This window comes from Bradyrhizobium sp. LM2.9, assembly GCF_054056555.1.
The window spans coordinates 7,802,678-7,822,519 of record NZ_JBSRYJ010000002.1 but is presented as its reverse complement, the minus strand read 5'-3'; the positions used below and the strand labels follow the sequence as shown (position 1 = coordinate 7,822,519).

At 64.8% G+C, this 19,842-nt stretch carries 16 protein-coding genes and 3 pseudogenes; 6 read left to right on the top strand and 13 right to left on the bottom strand.

Features of this window, described 5'->3' with window-relative positions; genetic code table 11:
* From ACVWW3_RS39495 to ggt, 4 genes and pseudogenes are all read right to left on the bottom strand, one after another.
* A pseudogene (locus ACVWW3_RS39495) lies at positions 1-385 on the bottom strand (xanthine dehydrogenase family protein molybdopterin-binding subunit); the annotation flags it as partial.
* Positions 382-1,404, bottom strand: a complete 1,023-nt coding sequence (locus tag ACVWW3_RS39490; RefSeq protein WP_456651106.1) for an FAD binding domain-containing protein — start codon at positions 1,402-1,404, stop codon at positions 382-384. The pseudogene ACVWW3_RS39495 and the gene ACVWW3_RS39490, both read right to left, overlap by 4 nt.
* Before the next feature lie 4 nt (positions 1,405-1,408).
* Positions 1,409-2,023, bottom strand: a complete 615-nt coding sequence (locus ACVWW3_RS39485; RefSeq protein ID WP_247340533.1) for a (2Fe-2S)-binding protein — start codon at positions 2,021-2,023, stop codon at positions 1,409-1,411.
* 170 nt (positions 2,024-2,193) lie between these two features.
* Positions 2,194-3,780, bottom strand: a complete 1,587-nt coding sequence (gene ggt / locus ACVWW3_RS39480) for a gamma-glutamyltransferase (RefSeq protein ID WP_456651107.1) — start codon at positions 3,778-3,780, stop codon at positions 2,194-2,196.
* A 186-nt stretch (positions 3,781-3,966) separates the two neighbouring features.
* On the opposite strand from ggt, the gene trhO reads away from it, so the two are divergent.
* Together trhO and ACVWW3_RS39470 are read left to right on the top strand one after the other, a co-directional pair.
* On the top strand, positions 3,967-4,764 hold the full coding sequence (gene trhO, locus ACVWW3_RS39475) for an oxygen-dependent tRNA uridine(34) hydroxylase TrhO (protein WP_456651108.1): 798 nt from the start codon (positions 3,967-3,969) through the stop codon (positions 4,762-4,764).
* On the top strand, positions 4,754-4,972 hold the full coding sequence (locus ACVWW3_RS39470; RefSeq protein WP_456651109.1) for a SlyX family protein: 219 nt from the start codon (positions 4,754-4,756) through the stop codon (positions 4,970-4,972). Before trhO ends, ACVWW3_RS39470 begins: the two co-directional genes overlap by 11 nt.
* Positions 4,973-4,978: 6 nt before the next feature.
* Here the strand turns inward: ACVWW3_RS39470 and ACVWW3_RS39465 are convergent.
* Positions 4,979-6,885 (bottom strand): annotated as a pseudogene (locus ACVWW3_RS39465) (sensor domain-containing diguanylate cyclase).
* Positions 6,886-7,056: 171 nt separating this feature from the next.
* Positions 7,057-7,273: pseudogene (locus ACVWW3_RS39460) on the bottom strand (hypothetical protein).
* A gap of 109 nt (positions 7,274-7,382) precedes the next feature.
* On the opposite strand from ACVWW3_RS39460, the gene hemE reads away from it, so the two are divergent.
* Positions 7,383-8,417 (top strand): uroporphyrinogen decarboxylase, encoded by a 1,035-nt coding sequence (hemE, locus tag ACVWW3_RS39455; protein WP_456651111.1) that lies wholly within the window; start codon positions 7,383-7,385, stop codon positions 8,415-8,417.
* 215 nt (positions 8,418-8,632) lie between these two features.
* Here the strand turns inward: hemE and hemC are convergent, their stop codons facing one another.
* From hemC to ACVWW3_RS39440, 3 genes are read right to left on the bottom strand one after another with little or no spacing between them, the layout of a single operon-like run.
* Complete coding sequence (hemC, locus tag ACVWW3_RS39450; protein ID WP_456651112.1) at positions 8,633-9,613, bottom strand: hydroxymethylbilane synthase; 981 nt, start codon at positions 9,611-9,613, stop codon at positions 8,633-8,635.
* A 28-nt stretch (positions 9,614-9,641) separates the two neighbouring features.
* Positions 9,642-11,267 (bottom strand): GMC family oxidoreductase, encoded by a 1,626-nt coding sequence (locus tag ACVWW3_RS39445; RefSeq protein ID WP_456651113.1) that lies wholly within the window; start codon positions 11,265-11,267, stop codon positions 9,642-9,644.
* 54 nt (positions 11,268-11,321) lie between these two features.
* On the bottom strand, positions 11,322-11,912 hold the full coding sequence (locus ACVWW3_RS39440; RefSeq protein WP_456651114.1) for a TetR/AcrR family transcriptional regulator: 591 nt from the start codon (positions 11,910-11,912) through the stop codon (positions 11,322-11,324).
* Positions 11,913-12,010: 98 nt separating this feature from the next.
* On the opposite strand from ACVWW3_RS39440, the gene ACVWW3_RS39435 reads away from it, so the two are divergent.
* Positions 12,011-12,376: a nuclear transport factor 2 family protein gene (locus ACVWW3_RS39435; RefSeq protein ID WP_456651115.1), complete on the top strand. Its 366-nt coding sequence runs from the start codon at positions 12,011-12,013 to the stop codon at positions 12,374-12,376.
* A 35-nt stretch (positions 12,377-12,411) separates the two neighbouring features.
* On the opposite strand, the gene ACVWW3_RS39430 is transcribed toward ACVWW3_RS39435, so the two are convergent.
* Positions 12,412-12,891, bottom strand: coding sequence for a MarR family winged helix-turn-helix transcriptional regulator (locus tag ACVWW3_RS39430; RefSeq protein ID WP_456651116.1), 480 nt, complete (start codon positions 12,889-12,891; stop codon positions 12,412-12,414).
* Between the two features lie 50 nt (positions 12,892-12,941).
* Between ACVWW3_RS39430 and ACVWW3_RS39425 the strand changes: the two genes are divergently transcribed.
* Together ACVWW3_RS39425 and ACVWW3_RS39420 are read left to right on the top strand one after the other, a co-directional pair.
* A complete protein-coding gene (locus ACVWW3_RS39425; protein WP_456651117.1) occupies positions 12,942-14,435 on the top strand; it encodes an FAD-dependent oxidoreductase in 1,494 nt (497 codons plus the stop codon).
* Between the two features lie 310 nt (positions 14,436-14,745).
* Positions 14,746-16,707: a putative bifunctional diguanylate cyclase/phosphodiesterase gene (locus tag ACVWW3_RS39420; protein ID WP_456651118.1), complete on the top strand. Its 1,962-nt coding sequence runs from the start codon at positions 14,746-14,748 to the stop codon at positions 16,705-16,707.
* A 213-nt stretch (positions 16,708-16,920) separates the two neighbouring features.
* Here ACVWW3_RS39420 and ACVWW3_RS39415 read toward each other — a convergent pair whose 3' ends face one another.
* Genes ACVWW3_RS39415 through ACVWW3_RS39405 form a run of 3 tightly spaced genes read right to left on the bottom strand, consistent with a single transcriptional unit; the run spans position 16,921 to position 19,731 of the window.
* Entirely contained in the window at positions 16,921-17,901 is a 981-nt protein-coding gene (locus ACVWW3_RS39415; RefSeq protein WP_456651119.1) for a PDR/VanB family oxidoreductase, read from the bottom strand.
* Positions 17,902-17,912: 11 nt separating this feature from the next.
* A complete protein-coding gene (locus ACVWW3_RS39410; protein ID WP_456651120.1) occupies positions 17,913-18,665 on the bottom strand; it encodes a GntR family transcriptional regulator in 753 nt (250 codons plus the stop codon).
* Between the two features lie 4 nt (positions 18,666-18,669).
* Complete coding sequence (locus tag ACVWW3_RS39405; protein ID WP_456651121.1) at positions 18,670-19,731, bottom strand: aromatic ring-hydroxylating dioxygenase subunit alpha; 1,062 nt, start codon at positions 19,729-19,731, stop codon at positions 18,670-18,672.
* Positions 19,732-19,842: the final 111 nt, after the last annotated feature.

Sequence of the window (19,842 nt, the reverse complement as noted above, 5' to 3'; positions counted from 1 at the left end):
GATTGGCGGCCTCGCGCGCGGCCTCGTAGCTCTCGGCGATGACCACCGCGATGATCTCGCCGTCATGGGCGATGTCGGCCGATTTCAGCGGCTGGATCGTGGTGCCGGCATAGCCGCCATTGCTGAACAGCTTCGACTCCTTCAGCTTCGGGGCGTTCTCGTGCGTGACGATGTCGATCACGCCGCGGACGCCTCTGGCGTCGTCGAGATCGAAGCCGTCGATGCGGCCCTTGGCGATGGCACTGGTGACCAGGAATGCGTAGGCGGGATTGTCGAGCGGCATGTCGGACGCATATGTCGCCCGTCCCGTGACTTTTGCGGCGGCGTCATAGCGCGGCACCGGCTGGCCCATGTTTGCCTTCGGCTCGGGAGCTGCAGCGGTCATGATCGGACCTCCATCGTTACGGCCTGCTGGAGCGCGCGCGCCACCACGCGCTTGCCGAGCGCGATCTTGAAGCTGTTGTGCTGGCGTCCCCGCGCGTCCGCGAAAGCGGCAGCGGCAACACGCTGCGCCAGATCGTCGTCGAATTTCTGTCCCTTCACCAGCGCCTCCGCCCCGCGCGCCCGCCACGGCACGGTGGCGACGCCGCCCAGCGCGACGCGTGCGTCCCTGATCGTGCCATCCTGCACGTCGAGCGCGACGGCAGCCGACGACAACGCGAACTCATAGGACTGACGGTCGCGCGCCTTGAGATAGACCGAGCGCGGCCAGCGGCCGGGAACGGAGAATGCCGAGATCAACTCACCGGGCTGAAGTGTGGTCTCGATGTCGGGCGTGCTGCCGGGTGCCTGGTGCAGATCTGCGAACGGCACGTTGCGCGTGCCGGACCTGCCGGTGATCTCGACCATTGCGTCCAGCGCGATCAGCGCCTGGGCAAAATCGCCGGGATAGGTCGCGATACACTGATCGGACGTACCGAGCACCGCATGCATGCGATTGACGCCATCCATGGCGGCACAGCCCGAGCCAGGATTGCGCTTGTTGCAATTCTCATAGGAGACGTCGCGGAAGTAGCTGCAACGCGTGCGCTGCATCACGTTGCCGCCGAGCGTCGCCATGTTGCGCAGCTGGGCGCTGGCGGCGAGATTCAGGGAATTCGCGATCACAGGATAGTTGCGCTGGATCTCGGCATGCGCGGCCACATCGGACATCTTCGCGAGCGCGCCGAGCCGCAAGCCGTCGCCTTTGGATTCGATAGCGGACCAGCCGCGCGCAAGCGGATTGATATCGACGAGCGCGGCGGGACGCATCACATCCAGCTTCATCAGGTCGATCAGCGTGGTGCCGCCGGCGAGCGGCTGTGCCGCGGCCTGCGTCAACGGATTGTTCGCAGCCGCGGCAGCGCTGAGCGCCTGCACGGCCAAGTCAGGATCTGTTGCTCTCTGATACGAAAACGGTCGCATGCGCCTAGCCTTTCATGATCTCGGGCGCGGCCTGCTTCACGGCGGCGACGATGTTGGGATAGGCGGCGCAGCGGCAGATGTTGCCGCTCATATATTCGCGGATGTCGGCCTCGCTGCCCGCATGCCCCTCCTTGACGCAGGCCACGGCGGACATGATCTGGCCCGGCGTGCAATAGCCGCATTGAAAGGCGTCGTTGTCGACAAAGGCCTGCTGCATCGGATGCAAATGATCGTCGGTGGCAAGGCCCTCGATCGTCGTGATCTCCTGCCCCTCGGCTGCGAGCGCGAGCGTCAGGCACGATACCACGCGCCGATCGTCGATCAGCACCGTGCAGGCGCCGCACTGGCCGTGGTCGCAGCCCTTCTTGCTGCCGGTGAGCTTGAGATGTTCACGCAGCGCATCGAGCACCGTGGTGCGGGCGTCAATGTGCAGGCGCTTGTCCTTGCCGTTGACCCGCAGCGTGACATCAACCGGAAGCGCCGGATCCTGCGCGGCTGACACGCTCGCATCCTGCGTGGCCGCGCGCGCCGTCATAGGGACCAGCGCACTGCCGGCAGCGCCCGCTATGAAGGCGCGCCGATCGAATCCGGATCGTCCGGAACCTGGTTTTTCGGACATGGAGGGCCTCCGCCGCTTCGAGCAAAAGCAGCGCACACCTGCACCGCTCATCGCCCCCTTAACCTGAAGCAATGAGCTCCGTTCCGAACGGGAAAGGGCGACGCAGCAGATGCCGCGTCGCCCTTCGTCAATTTTTCCTGATCGTGCGCAGGGAACCCCGTGCGCGGTGGTCAGTAGCCGAGGGCGCAACCATCCTTGCGCGGATCGGAACCGCCGGTGAGCGTGCCCTTGTCCCAGTCGATCCAGATCGCCTGGGCGCCGCCGAGCGGACCGACCACGCTGGTAGTCTTGTGGCCGAGCTTCTTCAGGCCTTCGACGATATCGGCCGGCATGCTGTCCTCGAGCTGGTACTGGCCCTCGTAATGCAGGCCGCGCGGCATATCGATCGCCTCCTGTACGTCGCAGCCATAGTCGAGAATGTTGGTCACCACATGGGTCTGGCCAACCGGCTGATACTGTCCGCCCATCACCGCGAACGGCATCACGGACCGGCCGTCCTTGGTGAGCAGACTCGGCATGATCGTGTGCAGCGGACGCTTGCCGCCGGCGATGCAATTCGGGTGACCGGGCTGGATACGGAAGCCGCCGGCGCGGTTCTGGAGCAGGACGCCGGTCTTGTTCGAGACGATCGCCGAGCCGAATGAATGCGCGATCGAGTTGATGAACGAGCAGACGTTGCGGTCCTTGTCCACGACCGTGATGTAGATGGTCGAGGGATTCATCGGCGGCGCGACGTTCGGCAGGTCGAGCATACCGTCCATGCGGATCTTGTCGATGTGCTCGTTGCAGAATTCCTTGGCGAGGATTTTGGCGACCTCGATCTGCATATGCTCGGGATCGGAGACATGCAGCTCGCGATGCATGTAGGCGATGCGCGCGGCCTCGGCTTCGAGATGGAAACGCTCGATGCTGAGCGGCGCGTATTTTGTCAGGTCGAACCGCGACAGGATGTTCAACATCAGCAGCATGGTGAGGCCAGGTCCGTTCGGCGGGCACTGCCAGACGTCGTAGCCCTTGTACATCGTGCCGATCGGCGTCGTCGTCTCGGTGGCGTGCGCGGCGAAATCGTCGAGCGTGTGCAGGCCGCCAATTCCGCGCAGGGTCTCCACCATGTCTTCCGCGATCGGGCCATTGTAGAAGGCGTCGCGACCGTCCCTGGCGATCGCCCGCAGCGTCTTGCCGAGCTCCGCCTGGCGGATGACATCGCCGGCCACCGGCGGCTTGCCGTGCGGCAGCAGATAGCGCTCGGTGTTGGTGCCGCGCTTCAGCTTCTCGAACTGGTTCTTCCAGTCGAAGGCGATGCGAGGGGCGACGACGTAGCCTTCTTCGGCCGCCTTGATCGCGGGCTGGAGCAGCCGGTCGAAGCCGAACTTGCCGTGATCGCGCAAAACAGTCGCAAAGGCGTCGATCACGCCGGGGACCGAGACCGCATGCGCCGAAGTCAGCGGCACGGAGTTGATCTTGCGCTCGATATACCAATCGGCGTTCGCCGCCTTGGGGGCGCGGCCGGAGCCGTTATAGGCGATGATCTTGCCTTCGCCGCGCGGCTGGATCAGCGCAAAGCAGTCGCCGCCGATGCCGGTCGATTGCGGCTCGATCACGCCGAGCAGCGCCGAGCCCGCCACCGCCGCGTCCACCGCCGTGCCACCCTCGCGCAGCACCTCGATCGCGGCGAGCGACGCCTGCGGATGCGAGGTCGCCACCATTGCGTTGGTGGCGTGGACCGTGGACCTGCCGGGGAAATGGAAGTTTCTCATCGAATCCTTGCTCTCGTTGGGCGTCTCACGCGGATGGTGCGCCGGGGTCGGAAAAACCGGGCTTACATGACACATTCCGGCCCGCCGGGGCAATGCTGGCATACCAGGGAAATGGCTGCTACCCGCTGGGAATAGAGCTGCGCGTTGCGGGTTTTCCGGGCGCGGGCCGCCTGCTAAACGGACACCATGATTTACAAGGTCGCCGCCTTCTACCAATTCGCCGCCCTGCCCGATTACCGCGAGCTGCGCGAGCCGTTGCGCGCATTCTGTGCCGGCCTGGCGTTGAAGGGGAGCGTGCTGCTGGCGCAGGAGGGCATCAACGGCACGGTCGCCGGCACGGTCGAGGCGATCGACGCCCTCGCCCATGAGCTCGCGCACGGCGACATGTTCGGCGGCAGGCTAAGCAATCTCGAACTGAGATTCTCGACCGCCGAGGCGATGCCATTCGGCCGGCTCAAGGTGCGGCTGAAGAAGGAAATCGTCACGCTCGGCGATCAGGCCGCCGATCCGACGCGCCAAGTCGGCACCTATGTCGATGCGAGCGAATGGAACGCACTGATCGCGGCGCCCGACACGCTGGTGCTCGACACCAGGAACGCCTTCGAGGTGGCGATGGGGACGTTCGACGGCGCGATCGACCCCGGCATCAAGAGCTTCGGCCAGTTCAGGGAATTTGCAGCCGAGCAGCTCGATCCCGCCAAACACCCCAAGATCGCGATGTTCTGCACCGGCGGCATCCGCTGCGAGAAGGCGAGCGCGCATCTGCTCGCGCGCGGCTTTGCCGAAGTCTATCACCTCAAGGGCGGCATTCTCAAATATCTGGCAGAAGTGCCGGAAGCGCAGAGCCGCTGGCGCGGCGAATGCTTCGTGTTCGACGAGCGCGTCGCGCTCGGCCATGGTTTGCGAGAACTTGGCTCGCAAGAACTTGGATTGCACGAACCTGGATTGCGCGAACGGGACAAGGACACGGCACGTGACGAATGAGATCAAGACGCTCGGCGAGCGCATCGACGCGCTGGAGACGCGCCTCGCCTATCAGGACGACACGATCGAGACGCTGAACCAGACCATCACCGCGCAGTGGAAGCAGATCGACGCGCTGACGCGGAAGATCGCGGAGCTCGGCGAGCGGCTGCAGGAGGCCGAGGCGAATGCGCCGGGAGCGGCCAATGAGCCCCCGCCGCATTATTGAGCGGTGTTACTGACCGGACGCCTTGCGCAGGAGGTTGGTCATCTCGCCCGACATCATCAGCCGGTTGCGCCCGGCCTCCTTCGCGGCATAGAGCGCCTGGTCGGCGGCCTCGACGAGCGAGACAACGCCAGCCGTGCGCTCCAGCACCGGCCGGCAGGCTGCACCGCCGAGCGAAGCGGTGACGCAGCCGGACGTATGGTTGCTGGTGTGGACGAGGCCCGCATCACGGATCGCCCCTCGAATCCGCTCGCCGATCCGGGCGCAGCCCGCGGCGTCGGTGTTCGGCAGCAGCACGGCGAATTCCTCGCCGCCGTAGCGCGCCGCCAGATCGCCCGGACGCTGCATCTCGGCCGCGAAGATCTGCGCCACCAGCCGCAGGCAGGCATCGCCCGCGGGATGGCCGTATTCGTCGTTGTAGGACTTGAAGTGGTCGACGTCGATCATCAGCAATGAGAGGCTGGAGCGGTCGCGATAAGCGCGCGCCCACTCCTCCTTCAGCCGTTCGTCGAAGCGGCGGCGATTGGCAAGCCCGGTGAGGCTGTCCTCGATCGCGAGGGTTTCCAGCCTGGTCTCCAGCTTCTTCTGCTCGGTGATGTCGCGCGAGATCGCGACCACGCCGTCGGCGCGGCCATTGTCCTTGCGGGTCACCCGCATGGTCGATTCGAGCCAGACTTCGCCGTTCAGCCGGTGCGCGTTGCGATAGGTGACGCGCGCCTCCTCCTTCTCGCCGCGCTTCATGGCATCGACGAGAGCCTGGACCTGCGGCCGATCATCCGCGTGAACGCCGGCGAGCGCGGGCGTTCCAATCAGTTGGTTGGCGCGCCAGCCGACGACGCGGATCGACGACGGCGAGACATAGCGCAGCCGCTCGTCGAGCCCGATACGCGTCACCATGTCGCTGGAGCCTTCGGCAAGCAGCCGGAAATGCGCTTCCTTCTCGACCAGCGCGGCCGCCATGCGCTGGCCCCGCTGCAGCTGCCGCACCAGCACCGCACCGATGATTGCGATCAGCATGACCAGCGCGAGCACGTAGAGCATGCGGGAGATCGCTGCAGCGCGCCAGGGCGCCAGCAGCTCGTCCTTGTCGACGGTGGCGAGCAGGACGAGCGGATAACGGCTACTGCGCTTGAAGAAGCTGACGCGTGCGGCGCCGTCCAGCGGCGACTTGAAATGATAGGCACCGCTCAGCTGCTGCAGGCCGGCGTCGCGGAAGAGCGGGGTGTCGCCGACGCTGCGGCCGACGAACCTGTCGTTGCTGGGATTGCGCGCAATGATCATGCCGTCGCCGTGCATCAGCGCCACCGAGCTGTTGCGGCCGATCTCGAACTGCTCGTAGAAATGCGAGAGATAACTCGAGCTGATGGTCGCGAGCACTACGCCGCCGAAGCTGCCGTCGAGCTTGTTGAAGCGCCGCGACAGGGTGACGACCCACTCGCCATCCAGCAGGCTTTTCACCGGGCGGCCGATATGGGGCTCACGTTTCGGCGAGAGCTGGTGATAGCGGAAAAACGCGTCGTCGTTGAACGTCGAGCCGATCGTGCCGGGCGAGGTCAACCAATTGCCGTGGTCGTCGATGATGGCGAGGCTGTGGACGCGCTCCATCGCCTTCTTGCGCGCCTCCACAGCAAGGTTCTGAGCTTGGCGACCGTGGCCGGCTCGGTGCCGTCCATCTCCAGCCGGCTGACGACGCCGACGACGCCTGAATCCAGGAGATCGAGGCTGTCCTCGGCATGCTGGGTCAGCGAGCGCGCAACGTTCGCCATCTCGGTCTCGGCGCCCTTGAGCACCGCGTCGCGCGCCGCCCATTCCCGCCAGCCACTGAGGCCGAGGATGGCCGCGCAGGTCAGCGCGACGAACGCAGCCGCCCGCAGCGGCAGGCGGCTCCATCCGGCTCTTTGGGTCACAGCGTTCATGCGGCAGAATTCTCCGATGATCGGAAACTCTGCCGTTTCTGTTATCGAACTCTGAAACGCCTGCAGCAATATGCGCTGACGTCTCCGGTTTCCCGTAGTCGTACGGACGCCGGCATCAGCACATCGCTAACAAGGCATTAGCAAACCTGTCGGAATCCGGCGTCCCGGCTGCTAGGCGAAGATGGCCTTCACCTTGTTCCAGAGCGAGGGATTTGTCGGCATCCGCATCGGCCTTCGAGGGCGCCGGCTGGGCGGCGCTCACGGGATCGGAAGCCGGGAAGGTATCTTCCAGCCCGGCGTCAAGCTTGGCGTGGCGGTCGGCAGCGAGCGCTTCGTGCAGATCGTCGGCATGCTTGTCATGCGGAGCGGGGTTGAATGTCTCAGCCATGATCTCTTCCTCCGTTGGCTGGTCAACGCGGCTCAGTTGCGCTGGTTCCCCTGTTCCGCTCGGGGCTGCGGCGGTGTATCAGGAGCCGTAACCATCTTCAGGACCGTTCGTGCCCCAGTTTGCGACAAAACCGTTCATCGACGTCATCACCGGCCAGCGGCAAGTCATCCCGCCGGTCTGGATGATGCGGCAGGCCGGCCGTTATTTGCCGGAATATCGCGAGGTGCGCGCCAAGGCCGGCGGCTTCCTCGATCTCTGCTTCAACCCGGAACTCGCCGCCGAAGTGACGCTGCAACCGATCCGGAGGTTCGGCTTCGACGCGGCGATCATCTTCTCCGACATTCTGGTGATCCCCTATGCGCTCGGACGTTCCGTGCGCTTCGAAATCGGCGAGGGTCCACGGCTCGAACCGCTGGATGATCCCGCCAAGGTCGCGACACTGGCGGGGCACGCCGATTTCAGCAAGCTCGCGCCGGTATTCGAGGCGCTGCGGATCGTCCGCGGTACGCTCGATCCCAAGATCGCGCTGATCGGCTTCTGCGGCGCGCCGTGGACGGTGGCGACGTACATGGTCGCCGGCCAGGGCACGCCCGACCAGGCGCCGGCGCGGATGATGGCCTACCGGCATCCGGAGGCGTTCGCAGAGATCATCGACGTGCTGGTCGAGAACTCGATCGAATATCTGCTGGCGCAGCTCGCGGCCGGCGCCAACGCCTTGCAGATCTTCGACACCTGGGCCGGCGTGCTGCCGCCCGCTGAGTTCGCGCGCTGGTCGGTCGAGCCGACGCGGCGCATCGTCGAAGGCGTGCGCGCCAAGGTGCCGAACGCGAAGATCATCGGCTTTCCGCGCGGCGCCGGTGCGCAATTGCCCGGTTTCGTCGAGGCAACAGGTGTCAACGCCGTCAGCATCGACTGGACCGCGGAGCCGGCCTTCATCCGCGAGCGCGTGCAAAGCAAAGTCGCCGTGCAGGGCAATCTCGATCCGCTGGCGCTGATCACGGGCGGCGCCGCGCTCGATCGCGCGGTCGACAACGTGCTGGCGAATTTTGCGCAAGGGCGGCTGATCTTCAATCTCGGCCACGGCATCCAGCCGGAGACGCCGATCGCCCATGTCGAGCAGATGCTGAAGCGCGTGCGGGGTTGATTTATTTCGCGCCTTGGGGGAGCGGAAAAACAAAAAACGCGAAAACAACCCCATGCACAGTAGCCAAGTCATTGAAAAAGTTAGGCTGGGAAAAAGTTAGGCTGGGAAAAAGTCAGGCTGGCATGGCTCGAGCGGCCGCCACGAGGCCGTTTGACCCGTTGGGCAAAACAGGCGCATGATACCATCATCGCCCCCATGAGCTTTACGGTAAGAGCTTAGCGCGGCCGGCTACGCTCGATGATCTCCGCGGCGCCCTTGGCCAACAGATCCAGACCCACCGCACGGCCGAGTTCGCGTGGGCGATCGGCGGGGCCCGAGCGCAAAGCTTCGATGATGGTGTCGCCGGAGAGATCGAGCACGGACGCGGTCAACGACATCTGATCGCCCGCAATCGTCGAAAAGCCCGCGATCGGCGAGTTGCAGTGGCCGTTGAGCACCCACAGCACCTCGCGCTCGGCATCCGCAGAGGCGTGCGCGGAGGGATCGTCGATCGATGCGAGGATTTGCCTTGTCTGCCAGTCCTGCGCGGCACATTCGACCGCGACGATGCCCTGGCCCGCCGCCGGCAGCATCTCCGCCGCGGTAAACTCGTAGGCGATGCGTTGCGAAAGGCCGACGCGGTCAAGACCCGACCGCGCCATGATCAGCGCATCCGCAGGACCGACCGCGCCGCCATCCGGCAGGCGCTGCTTCTCACCATTGTCGAGTTTTCGCACGCGCGTGTCCGCGGCGCCGCGGAAGTGGATGATCTCGACGTCGGGGAATAGCCGCCGCGCATAGGCGGCACGGCGCACGGCGTTGGTGCCGACTTTAAAGCCCTTGCCGCCCGACTGGCGCAGCGCCTCGACCGTCACGCCGTCACGCAGCACCAGCGCGTCATTGGGGGGATCGCGCGACAGCGTCGCACCGATCACGAGGCCCGGCGTGTCTTCGTTGCCGGGCATGTCCTTCAGCGAATGCATCGCCGCATGGAGTTCGCCCGACAGCACGGAGGCGCGGATCTGCGCCACGAAGGCACCGCCCTTGCCGCCATGGGGCAACAGCTTGCTGGTCTGGTCGAGATCGCCAGTGGTGTCGAACTTGACGATCTCGACGTCGAGATCGGGCATGACAGCGATCAGGCGGCGCGCGATCTCTTCCGTCTGTGCCAGCGCCATCGCACTCTTGCGTGTGCCGATCTTGAGTCGCGTAGCCAAGCCGTGTGCTCCTTCTCGATGCGCGGATTTACCGCGCATCCTCCAATATCATGTCGGAAGCCTTTTCGGCGATCATGATGATCGGCGCATTGGTGTTTCCCGACACGAGGTCCGGCATGATCGAGCCGTCGACCACGCGAAGGCCTTCGAGCCCCCTCACCTTCAGCCGCTGGTCGACCACCGCCAGCGCATCATTGCCCATACGACAGGTCGAGGTCGGATGGTAGATGGTGCTGCCCCGCTCACGGCAATAATCCAGCAGCTCGGCATCCGTGGATACCTTCGCCCCGGGATCGTACTCGTTGACCACGAACGGCTTCATCGCCGGCGCATGCAATATCTTGCGCAGGATCTTCAGAGCTTCGACATTGGTGGTGCGGTCGGTCTCTGTCGACATGTAGTTGATGCGGATCTCGGGCGGCACGGTCGGGTCGGCGCTTCTGATGCGCAAGGTCCCCCGGCTTTCGGGACGGAGCTGGCACACCGACGCCGTGAAGCCGGAAAAATCATGCAGCTTCTCGCCCATCTTGTCGGTCGAGAACGGCAGGAAATGGACCTGGATGTCGGGCGAGGCCAGCCGCGGACTGGTCTTGAAGAACGCGCCCGCCGTGCCGGCCGCGATCGTCAGCCAACCCTTCCGGAACAGCGCATAGCGCGCGCCGGCCATCGTGCGGCGGAGCGGGTGATTGACGGTGTCGTTCAGCGTGATCTTCTGCGAGCAGCGCATCACGATGCGGACCTGCATGTGGTCCTGGAGGTCGTGACCGACGCCCGGCGCGTCCAGCACGATGTCGATGCCGTGCTTGCGCAGGAGGTCGGCGGGACCGACGCCGGAGAGCTGGAGCAGCTGCGGCGAGTTGTAGGCGCCGCTCGACAGCACGACCTCCCTGCGCGCGCGGGCGCGGCGCACCGTCGCGCCCTGACGGTATTCGACGCCGACCGCGCGGCGCCCCTCGAACAGCACGCGCTGGCCGAGCGCGCCGGTTTCGATCTTGAGATTGCCGCGCGTCTTGGCGGGGCCGAGATAGGCCACCGCCGTCGAGGCGCGGCGGCCGTTGCGCGTCGTGGTCTGGAATAGGCCGACGCCTTCCTGTGTGGCGCCGTTGAAATCAGGATTGTAGGGCAAGCCTTTTTCGACCGCCGCGTCGATAAAGGCCTTCGACAGCGGGTCGGTCACGACCATGTTGGACACCGGCAGCGGGCCGCCGCTGCCGTGATATTGATCGGCGCCACGCGACTGGTTCTCGGCCTTCTTGAAATAGGGCAGCACGTCGTCATAGCCCCAGCCGGTGTTGCCGCGCTGGCGCCAGCGGTCATAGTCCTCATGCTGGCCGCGGACATAGAGCAGGCCGTTGATCGAGCTCGATCCCCCCAACGTCTTGCCGCGCGGCTGGAACACCTGGCGCCCCTTCAGCTCGGGCTCCGGCTCGGTCTGGTACATCCAGTTGACGGTCTTTTCCTTGAACAGCTTTCCGTAGCCGAGCGGCACGTGGATCCAGATGTTGGAATCCTTCGGGCCTGCTTCAAGCAGCAAGACGCTATGCTTGCCGTTCGCCGACAGCCGGTTGGCGAGAACGCAGCCGGCGGAGCCGGCACCGACGATGATGTAGTCGAATTCAGGATCGGAGGGCGTGAGGGAGGAAGTTGCGTTCATGCGCTACTGTTCTTTTTGTTGGTGTGGGCGTTTCCGTTTCGTCACTTAGCACGATCATGCAGCGACGCGCAGCGCCTCGACCAGCGACTTGAACGCACGGGCGTATTCCGCCCCTGCCCTTGCGATATCCGCGCGCCCGGCGCAGGCGACCGCGGCCTCCGTCACCGCGCCGAGCAGCAGCCGGGCCAGCGGCTCGACCGGCTGCCGTGCGATCAACCCGGCCTCCATGGCCGCCGCAATCGCACGCGGCAGCTTGCCGCCGAAATGTTTGGCGTCGATCTCGCGCCAGCGCTCCCAGCCGAGCACGGCCGGGCCGTCGCGCAGGATGATCTGGCCGGTCGGGCCCTTGGCGGTCGCCGCGAAATAATGCTGAGTGCCGGCGACCATCGCGGCGAGCACATCCTTTTCGGCGCGCGCGGCGCTGTCGATCTCGGCGACCAGATCGCGCGAGACCTGGTCGAACACCGCTTCGAACACCGCCTCCTTGGTCCTGAAGTGATGATAGACCGCGCCCTTGGCGACGCCGGCGGATTCGGCGATCTCGTCCATCGTCGTCGCGGCAAATCCTTGTGCTCCCAACAAGCGGCGCGCCGCCGTCAGGATCGCCTCCGAAGTCGCTGCCCGCCGCTCCGCCTGTTTCGCCATGAGTCTCGTCTAATCGAATTCGGCACAGGCGGCCAGTTGACTTTTCGACTACCAGTCGGTATTTACCGACTATCAGTCGGTTATTCGTGAGGTGTGCCATGCCGAGCCGTGACGTCGTCGAAGCTTTTGCCAAGCGATTGGAGACCGGGGATTTTATCGGCGCGATCGAGCAGTTCTATACGCCCGAGGCCGCGACCTACGAGAACAACGCAGCACCAACGGTCGGCCGCGACAAGCTCGCCGCCAAGGAGCGCGGCGTGCTGGCGGCCTCCAGGGAGGTCAAGGCGGTCCGCATCGGGCCAAGCCTGATCGAGGGCGACCATGTCGCGACGCGCTGGAGTTTCAGCTTCACCAGCGCCGAAGGCATCATCCGAACGTTGGATGAGATCGCATGGCAGACGTGGCGGGGCGATCAGTTGATCGAAGAACGGTTTTATTACGACCCGAAGCAGCTGGGGCACTGACCAGGACGCTGCACTTGCAGGCGTCCGATCAGACTTCACGTCGGACGATCAGGCGCGATCATCGCGTCCGCGAGCTTGCGCATCAAACGCACCAGGTCCTCGACATCCTGATCGTTCCAGGTCGCAAACATCGCCGCGACAATCCGTTCGCGTGCCCTGTCGATCGCGTCCGTCATGGCTTTCCCGCTCGGGGTGATTGTGGCCTCACTGACGCGGCGATCCGCTTCGCTGGCGCGGCGCTTGATCAAGCCTAGACTTTTCAGCTTCGCGACCTGCCGGCTGACCGTCGTGTAGTCCCGTCCCATGCGATCGGCGAGATCGACGACGCCGATCGGACCACGCCGCTCGATGCCCACGAGCAGCGGAAACAGCGCGCGATCGAGCGATATGCCCGCTTCGCGAATCATCATGTCGTCGCCCTGCCGGCGATTCATGACACTGGCGATGTCGATCAACGCTTCGTGAAGAGAGCGCACCTGTTTTTTAATATGTGTATTTTGCACCCTTCTTGACATCCCGATTGCCCTCTGCTTAATGCGTGCATATTACACATATTGAGGGTGCCATGACAAAGCAATTCAAGGCGGATGTTCTGATATGCGGAGCAGGCGCGGCGGGCCTTACGCTCGCTATCGATCTCGCCCGGCGGGGCATATCCTTTCGGCTGATCGAGAAGAGCGACGGTCCGTTTCACGGGTCTCGCGGCAAGGGAATCCAGCCCCGAACCCAGGAGATTTTCGAGGACCTCGGCATCATCGATCGTATCGTTGCGGCCGGCGGTCTCTACCCGCCACAGCGGAAATATCGGGACGATGGCAGCTTCATCGAGTCGGAGGTTTCTGAGCAAACCGCCCCGACACCCGCAGAGCCCTACCACATGGCGCTAATGATCCCGCAATTTCTGACCGAGAGCGTGATGCGCGAACGCCTGCTCGAATTTGGCGGGCGGGTGGAATTCGGCTGCGAATTGGTGGGCTTGGAGCAGGATCAGGACGGCGCGACTGCGCGTCTGTCAGGCCCGGTCGGTGAGGAGACGGTGCGGGTGCGTTACCTCGTCGGCGCCGATGGAGGCCGCAGCTTCGTCCGTCACGCTCTCGATATCGGTTTTCAAGGCAAGACGCTTGGCGTGCGTGCCGTCGTCGCCGATATTGTCCTGACGGGGCTGGACCGCACGGCGTGGCACCGCTTCAACGATGGTGCAATGGATCGCCAGATCGCGCTGTGTCCACTGGCCGGGACGGAGCTCTTCCAGTTGCAGGCACCGGTTCCGCTCGAAGGCGAAGTCGATCTGTCGGCCGACGGGCTATCAGCGATGGTCGCCGAGCGCACGGGGCGCAACGATATCCGCATCCGGCGCGTGCACTGGGCGTCGGCCTATCAGATGAACGCGCGCCTCGCCGATCGATACAGGGACGGCCGTGCATTTCTGATTGGCGATGCGGCTCACATTCATCCGCCGACAGGTGGACAAGGCTTCAACACCAGCGTGCAGGATGCCTACAACCTCGGCTGGAAGCTCGCGGCGGTCATCCGTGGCGCTTCCGCAACTCTGCTCGACAGCTATGAGAGAGAACGTCGACCCGTCGCCGCAAGCATGCTCGGCCTTGCCACCGTATTGCTGGAAGCCGCCAAACGCGGCGATATGAGACGCGGCCGTGAGGTGCAGCAACTCGACATCGGCTATCCCGGATCACCGCTGACGCTGGAAATACCGGGACGTCTGGAAGGTCCCCGCGGGGGAAACCGTGCACCGGATGCGCCGCTACGCGGGGCCGCCGGACAGCCCATACGCTTGTTCGGGTTGCTCAAGGGGCCGCATTGGACGCTGCTTGGCTATCAGGTGAAACGCAAAGCGCTATCGGCGTGCAATGGACTGCACATCCACTGCATCGGTCCAGGTGCGGAGCTCGTCGACGAAAGCGAGCACTTTCGCGCGGCATATTCCGTGTCGCCGGGGGATTGGGTGCTGGTGCGTCCTGACGGCTACATTGCCGCCCTCGTAGACTTCCGGCAGATCGATAGGCTCACGCATTTCCTGGCCGAACAGGGTCTCGCCTGATTCAAGGCCGCTTGGACTTAGGATGAGACGTCGGGCCGCAAGTCCGCTTGCGGGCCCGACAAGATCCTCTGACCCGCTCCGCGACAGGGGTGGAGCGCGCCCTGGTCGCGGCGCGAGTTCAAGAGCACCCGCTCTCGGCTGAGCGTTACCGCCGCGCATTTGTATCGATTTGTTATCGATACTCCGTGACGAACACGCAGAAGTGGTCGCGGTGATCGTCGCAAGCTCGGATAATTCATAGTTCGTCAAAGGTTTGCAGCGAATTCTCCGGGTCGGGCCGGACAACCGGCCCATGCTGCTAGGCTCTGCAATGCGGACTCAAACGACCAGCTATTTCGCGCGGCTGTTCGCCGGCGATCTGTCGGCCTTTGGCGGTCCTGCAACCGACGAAGCCGTCGCCGGCCATATCCGCGCCGAACAGATGTCGCTGGTGCTCGGTTATTCGGTCGGCATCATGCTGGCGAACGCCTGCAATGCTGCCGTACTCGCTGTTGCGCTGTGGCATTCGCCCGACTGGAAGTTTGCGCTGGCCTGGGCCAGCGTCGTGGCCGGCGCAGCGATCGCATTCGGCCTGCAGTCGCACGCCTCACGCCGCATCACCAAACCGCAATTCGTGTCGCGCCGGGCAATGCATCGGCTGGTGCGCAACGCTTTCGTGCTTGGCGCCGCCTGGGGCATCGTCCCGGTCGCCTTCTTCGCCGACGCAGCGACCGGCGGCCAGCTCGTCATTACCTGCCTTTGCTCGGGCATGCTGGCCGGCGGCGCGCTGGCCTTCGCCACGATCCCGATTGCGGCGATCGCTTTTACAACACCGATCTTCATCGGCATCGCGATCTGCCTCGGCCGGGACGGTGATCCCGCCTATATGCTGATGGCCGTCCTGGTGGTGGTGTACGGGAGCGTGCTGCTGCGTGCGGTATTCGTCAATTCGCTGGCGTTCGCACGGCGCGTGATGCGGCAGCTCGAGGCAGAGCGCACGGTGCGGCAGGACCCTCTGACCCATCTGCCCAATCGGGTCGCCTTCAACGAAACGCTCGATGCTGCCTTGAAGCGGCTCGCCCTGTCCGGCGAGGAATTCGCGGTGCTTCTGCTCGATCTCGATCGCTTCAAGGAGGTCAACGACAAGTTCGGCCATCCCGCCGGCGACGAATTTTTGGTCCAGATCGCAAGCCGGCTGCAACGCTGCACCCGCGCGGCCGAGTATGTCGCACGCATCGGCGGCGACGAATTCGCGCTGGTGATGGCCAATCTGGCACGGCCGGAGGATGCGCTCGAGATCGCCGAGCGCTTCATCGCGGCGTTCGACGAACCGTTCCAGATCGAGGGCCGCCAGGTCGTCGGCGTGACCAGCGTCGGCATCGTGCTCGCTCCGCGGGACGGCAACACACCGCTTGACGTCATGAAGAATGCCGATGCCGCGCTGTACCGTGCCAAGAAAGCGGGCCCCGGCACAGTGTGTTTCTTCGAGGCCAGTGACGACAGGGTATCCCGCGACCGCAAGGCGTTGCAATCGGATCTGGAAGGCGCCATCGCCAGGGACGAGCTGTTCCTGGTGTTCCAGCCGTTCCTCGACCTCGGCGACAACCGCATCACCGGCTTCGAGGCGCTGCTGCGCTGGCAACATCCCCAGCGCGGACTGGTGCCGCCGAGCGAATTCATACCGATCGCGGAGGAGACCGGGCTGATTCATGAGATCGGCGAATGGGTCGTCCGCCGCGCCTGCGCGACGGTTGCCGAGTGGCCCGAGGAGATCAGGGTCGCCGTCAATTTTTCGGCCGCGCAGTTTCACAACACAGCCATCCTCCAGATCATCGTGCAGGCGCTTGCGGACGCGAAGATCGCGCCGCACCGGCTCGAGATCGAGATCACCGAATCGATGCTGCTGTCGAAATACGGCTCGGCCGCCTCGGTCCTGAACACGCTGCTGAAGCTCGGCGTCACGGTTGCGCTCGACGATTTCGGCACCGGCTTCTCCTCGCTGACTTACCTGCGCAAGCTGCCGTTCAGCCGCATCAAGATCGACCAATCCTTCATCCGCGACATGCTGGTGCAGCCGGACTGCGCCGCAATCGTGAAGTCGGTCATCGGCCTCGCGCGCGACCTGCGCATCGACGTGGTCGCCGAAGGGGTCGAGACCGCGGACCAGCTCGAATATCTGCGCCAGATCAGTTGCGACGAGGTGCAGGGTTATCTGATCAGCCGGCCGGTGTCGGCCGAGCACGTTCCGGCGCTGCTGGATCCGAAGAAGCTTCGGGCGAGTTACGCGGCGTAGCGCGCGTTAGGAGCGGGATTAGTGCTGCGACGGAGAAGGTGCGCTCCCTCTCCCGCTTGCGGGAGAGGGTTAGGGAGAGGGTGTTTCCGAAACGGGACAATCCCCAAGCGGAGAGAGCCCTCACCCGGCCTGCGCGCCGACCTCTCCCGCTTGCGGGCGAGGTGGAGCCCGTGGCGCCTTCCATTCCGCCAGTTGGATCCCGCTGCAATTCCGTCAAATCGCATCCGCGCGCAACAGCGTGTCTATGGTGATCGTCCCTCGCGCGCGGGAGACGCAGGCGCAGATCTTCTGGTTGCTCTCCTTCTGATGGTCGCTGAAGAACACGTCGCGATGGTCGATCTCGCCGTCGACCTCGACGATGTCGATGGCGCACAGGCCGCATTCGCCGCGCTTACAGTCGTACATCACGTCGTGGCCGCTGGCATTGAGCACATCAAGCATCGATCGCTCGCGCGGGATCTCCAGCTCGACATTGGAGCCCTTCAAGCGCACGCGAAATGTCTCGGTCGGCAGCGTGCCGCTGGAGCCGAACGTCTCGTAGCGGAGATCGGGAAGCGGGTGGCCGGCACCGGTCCAGGCGTGGCGCGCGGCATCCAGCATCCGCATCGGGCCGCAGAACAGCGCCAGCGTGCCCGGCGCCAATGACGCAAACAGCGCGTCGAGATCGAGCCGGCGGCCTTCGTTGCTGGCATGAACCACCAGACGATCACCAAGCAGACTTGCAAGATCGTCGAGATAGGCAGCGTCGTTGCGCGAACTCACGGCATAGTGCAGCACCACATCGGCGCCGCGCCGCGCCAGCGCCTGCGCGGCGCCGAGGATCGGCGTGATGCCGATGCCGCCGGCGATCAGACAGTAGTTTTGGCGCGCCCAGTCGACCGCGAGCAGCGAGGCGGGCGTCGTGATGTCGAGCCGCGCGCCCGGCTGCAATGACCACATATAGCGCGAGCCGCCGCGCGAATCCTCGGCGCGGCGCACCGCGATCTTCAAGCCGCGCGGCGCGGCCTCGCCGACCAGTGAATAGGACCGCGTCTCGGGCTGCCCGTCGATGGTGACGCTGACATTGACGTGGCTGCCGACCGGATAAGCGGCGCCGTCGAACCGGTCCGGCAGGATCAGGAATTCGCGGATGCCCGGCGCGAGATCGCGCGTCGAGACGAGCGTCGCCGGAATCCAGGTTTCGATGAAGCGCATGGTGACTGCCCTCAATCGGTTGCGGTCTTGATCAGCGCGAGCGCCGGCAGGAGGTCGAGATGGGTCCGGTTGCGCAGCGCAAGCCGCAAATTGCGCACCGCGAGCCGCGCATGCTCGCGCATGATCGCCTCGGCGCGGGCGCCTTCGCGATTCTCGATCGCGTCGATCACGACGCGGTGGTGCTCCTGCCCGATGATCAGGATCTGCTGCGCCTCGGGCAGTGCCGACTGTGCCATCACAAAACCGCTCGGGGATGCAAACGGCAGCGCCGAGGCGCGATCGATCTGCCGGATCAACGGCGGGCTGCGCGACAGTTCCGTCAGCAGCGCATGGAAGCGCGCATTCAGCGTGACATAGGACGAGAATGCATCGACCGAGATCGGGACCTGGCGCAGCAACTCGTCGATCGCGGCCAGGCATTCCTTCAGTGGCTCGAGCTCGCGCGCGGACACGCCGCGCTCGGCGGCAAAGCGTACGGCGAGCCCTTCCAGCGTGCCGCGCAGCTCGATGGAATCGGAGATGTCGCGCTCCGAAAACGCCTTCACCATGAAGCCGCCGGACGGGATCGCCTCCAACAGGCCCTCCTCCTCCAGCCGCACCAGCGCCATGCGCACCGGGGTACGCGAGGCGCCGGTCGTCTCGACCGCCTGCAGTTCGGAGATGCGTTCGCCCGGGCGCAACGCGCCCGACAGAAGCTGGTCGCGCAGCGTGAGCTGCGCCTTTACGGTCTGCGAGACGGAGCGGTCGACCTCACGCTCGGCCATACGCTTACTCCGCGGCCTGGAGGTGCTGCGGCGGGTTTTCCTTCGCCACCATCCTGTCGATCAGCTTACGCGTCCACATCGCGCCGGCGTCGATGTTGAGGTTGTAGAAGATGCGATCGGGGTTCTCGTCCATCGCGCGCTGCTGCGCCTCGAGGATCAGCTCGTCCTCGTGGAAGATGCCGGAGACGCCTTCGCGGATCTCGGTGGTGATGCGCTGCTCGCCGAGCTGATAGTTGCGCACGAACGCCCAGAAATAGTGGCAGGTCTTCTCGGTCTCGGGCGTGATGGTGTTGAGCACGAAGCCGTTGACGCCTTGCGAGCGGTCGCCTTCCGGCGCGCCGGTGCCGGTCGGTGCCACGCCGACGTCGATCGCGATCGTGCACGGCGCTTCGAAGCGGATGATCTGCCAGCGGTCGACGAGACCGGACTTGCCGGGTTGCTTGCCGAGTTGCTTGGCCCAGAACGGCGGCGCCTCGATGCCGCGCATCCAGCGCGTCACCGTCACCGTCTTCTCGCCATGGGTGACATCGAACGGCGCCTCTGCGACCGCCTCGTTGCCGATGGACGAGCCGTGCACGAAAGTCTCGTGGGTGAGGTCCATGAGATTGTCGAGCACGAGGCGGTAGTCGCAATTGACGTGGATGGTCTTGCCGTCTCCGGCCCAGGCCGGGTCGTGATTCCAGTGCATGTCGGGCACCAGCGTGGGATCGGCCAGCGCGGGATCGCCCATCCAGAGCCAGATGTAGCGGTGACGTTCGACCACAGGATAGGCGCGGACGCAGGCCGACGGGTTGATGGTTTCCTGCGAAGGCATGAAGGTACAGCGGCCCTGCGCATTGTATTTCAAGCCGTGATAGCCGCAGACGACGGTGTCGCCTTCGAGCCGGCCCTTGGAGAGCGGCACCAGGCGATGCCAGCAGGCATCCTCCAGCGCGGCCACCGAGCCATCGGCCTTGCGGTACATCACGACATGCTTGCCGCAGATCGTCCGCGGCAGCAGCGCCGGCTTCACGTCGGCGTCCCAGGCGGCGACGTACCACGCGTTCATCGGGAAGGGTTTTGTCACCGGTCTCGCTCCCAAGGCTGTTGAATACGTTATGTATACAATATCGCAGGGACGAAATCGTTCAAGGGCGAAACAGCGTACCTAAATACCCTTTTTCTCTTTAACGGTATA

Bases quoted from the DNA above. Each gene is read 5' to 3' on its own strand.
- trhO (WP_456651108.1), top strand. From the start codon at position 3,967: ATGATTTACAAGGTCGCCGCCTTCTACCAATTCGCCGCCCTGCCCGAT.
- ggt (WP_456651107.1), bottom strand. From the start codon at position 3,780: ATGAGAAACTTCCATTTCCCCGGCAGGTCCACGGTCCACGCCACCAAC.
- ACVWW3_RS39410 (WP_456651120.1), bottom strand. From the start codon at position 18,665: ATGGCCGAGCGTGAGGTCGACCGCTCCGTCTCGCAGACCGTAAAGGCG.
- ACVWW3_RS39490 (WP_456651106.1), bottom strand. From the start codon at position 1,404: ATGCGACCGTTTTCGTATCAGAGAGCAACAGATCCTGACTTGGCCGTG.
- ACVWW3_RS39415 (WP_456651119.1), bottom strand. From the start codon at position 17,901: ATGCGCTTCATCGAAACCTGGATTCCGGCGACGCTCGTCTCGACGCGC.
- ACVWW3_RS39485 (WP_247340533.1), bottom strand. From the start codon at position 2,023: ATGTCCGAAAAACCAGGTTCCGGACGATCCGGATTCGATCGGCGCGCC.
- ACVWW3_RS39425 (WP_456651117.1), top strand. From the start codon at position 12,942: ATGACAAAGCAATTCAAGGCGGATGTTCTGATATGCGGAGCAGGCGCG.
- ACVWW3_RS39430 (WP_456651116.1), bottom strand. From the start codon at position 12,891: ATGTCAAGAAGGGTGCAAAATACACATATTAAAAAACAGGTGCGCTCT.
- ACVWW3_RS39435 (WP_456651115.1), top strand. From the start codon at position 12,011: ATGCCGAGCCGTGACGTCGTCGAAGCTTTTGCCAAGCGATTGGAGACC.
- ACVWW3_RS39420 (WP_456651118.1), top strand. From the start codon at position 14,746: ATGCGGACTCAAACGACCAGCTATTTCGCGCGGCTGTTCGCCGGCGAT.
- ACVWW3_RS39440 (WP_456651114.1), bottom strand. From the start codon at position 11,912: ATGGCGAAACAGGCGGAGCGGCGGGCAGCGACTTCGGAGGCGATCCTG.
- ACVWW3_RS39445 (WP_456651113.1), bottom strand. From the start codon at position 11,267: ATGAACGCAACTTCCTCCCTCACGCCCTCCGATCCTGAATTCGACTAC.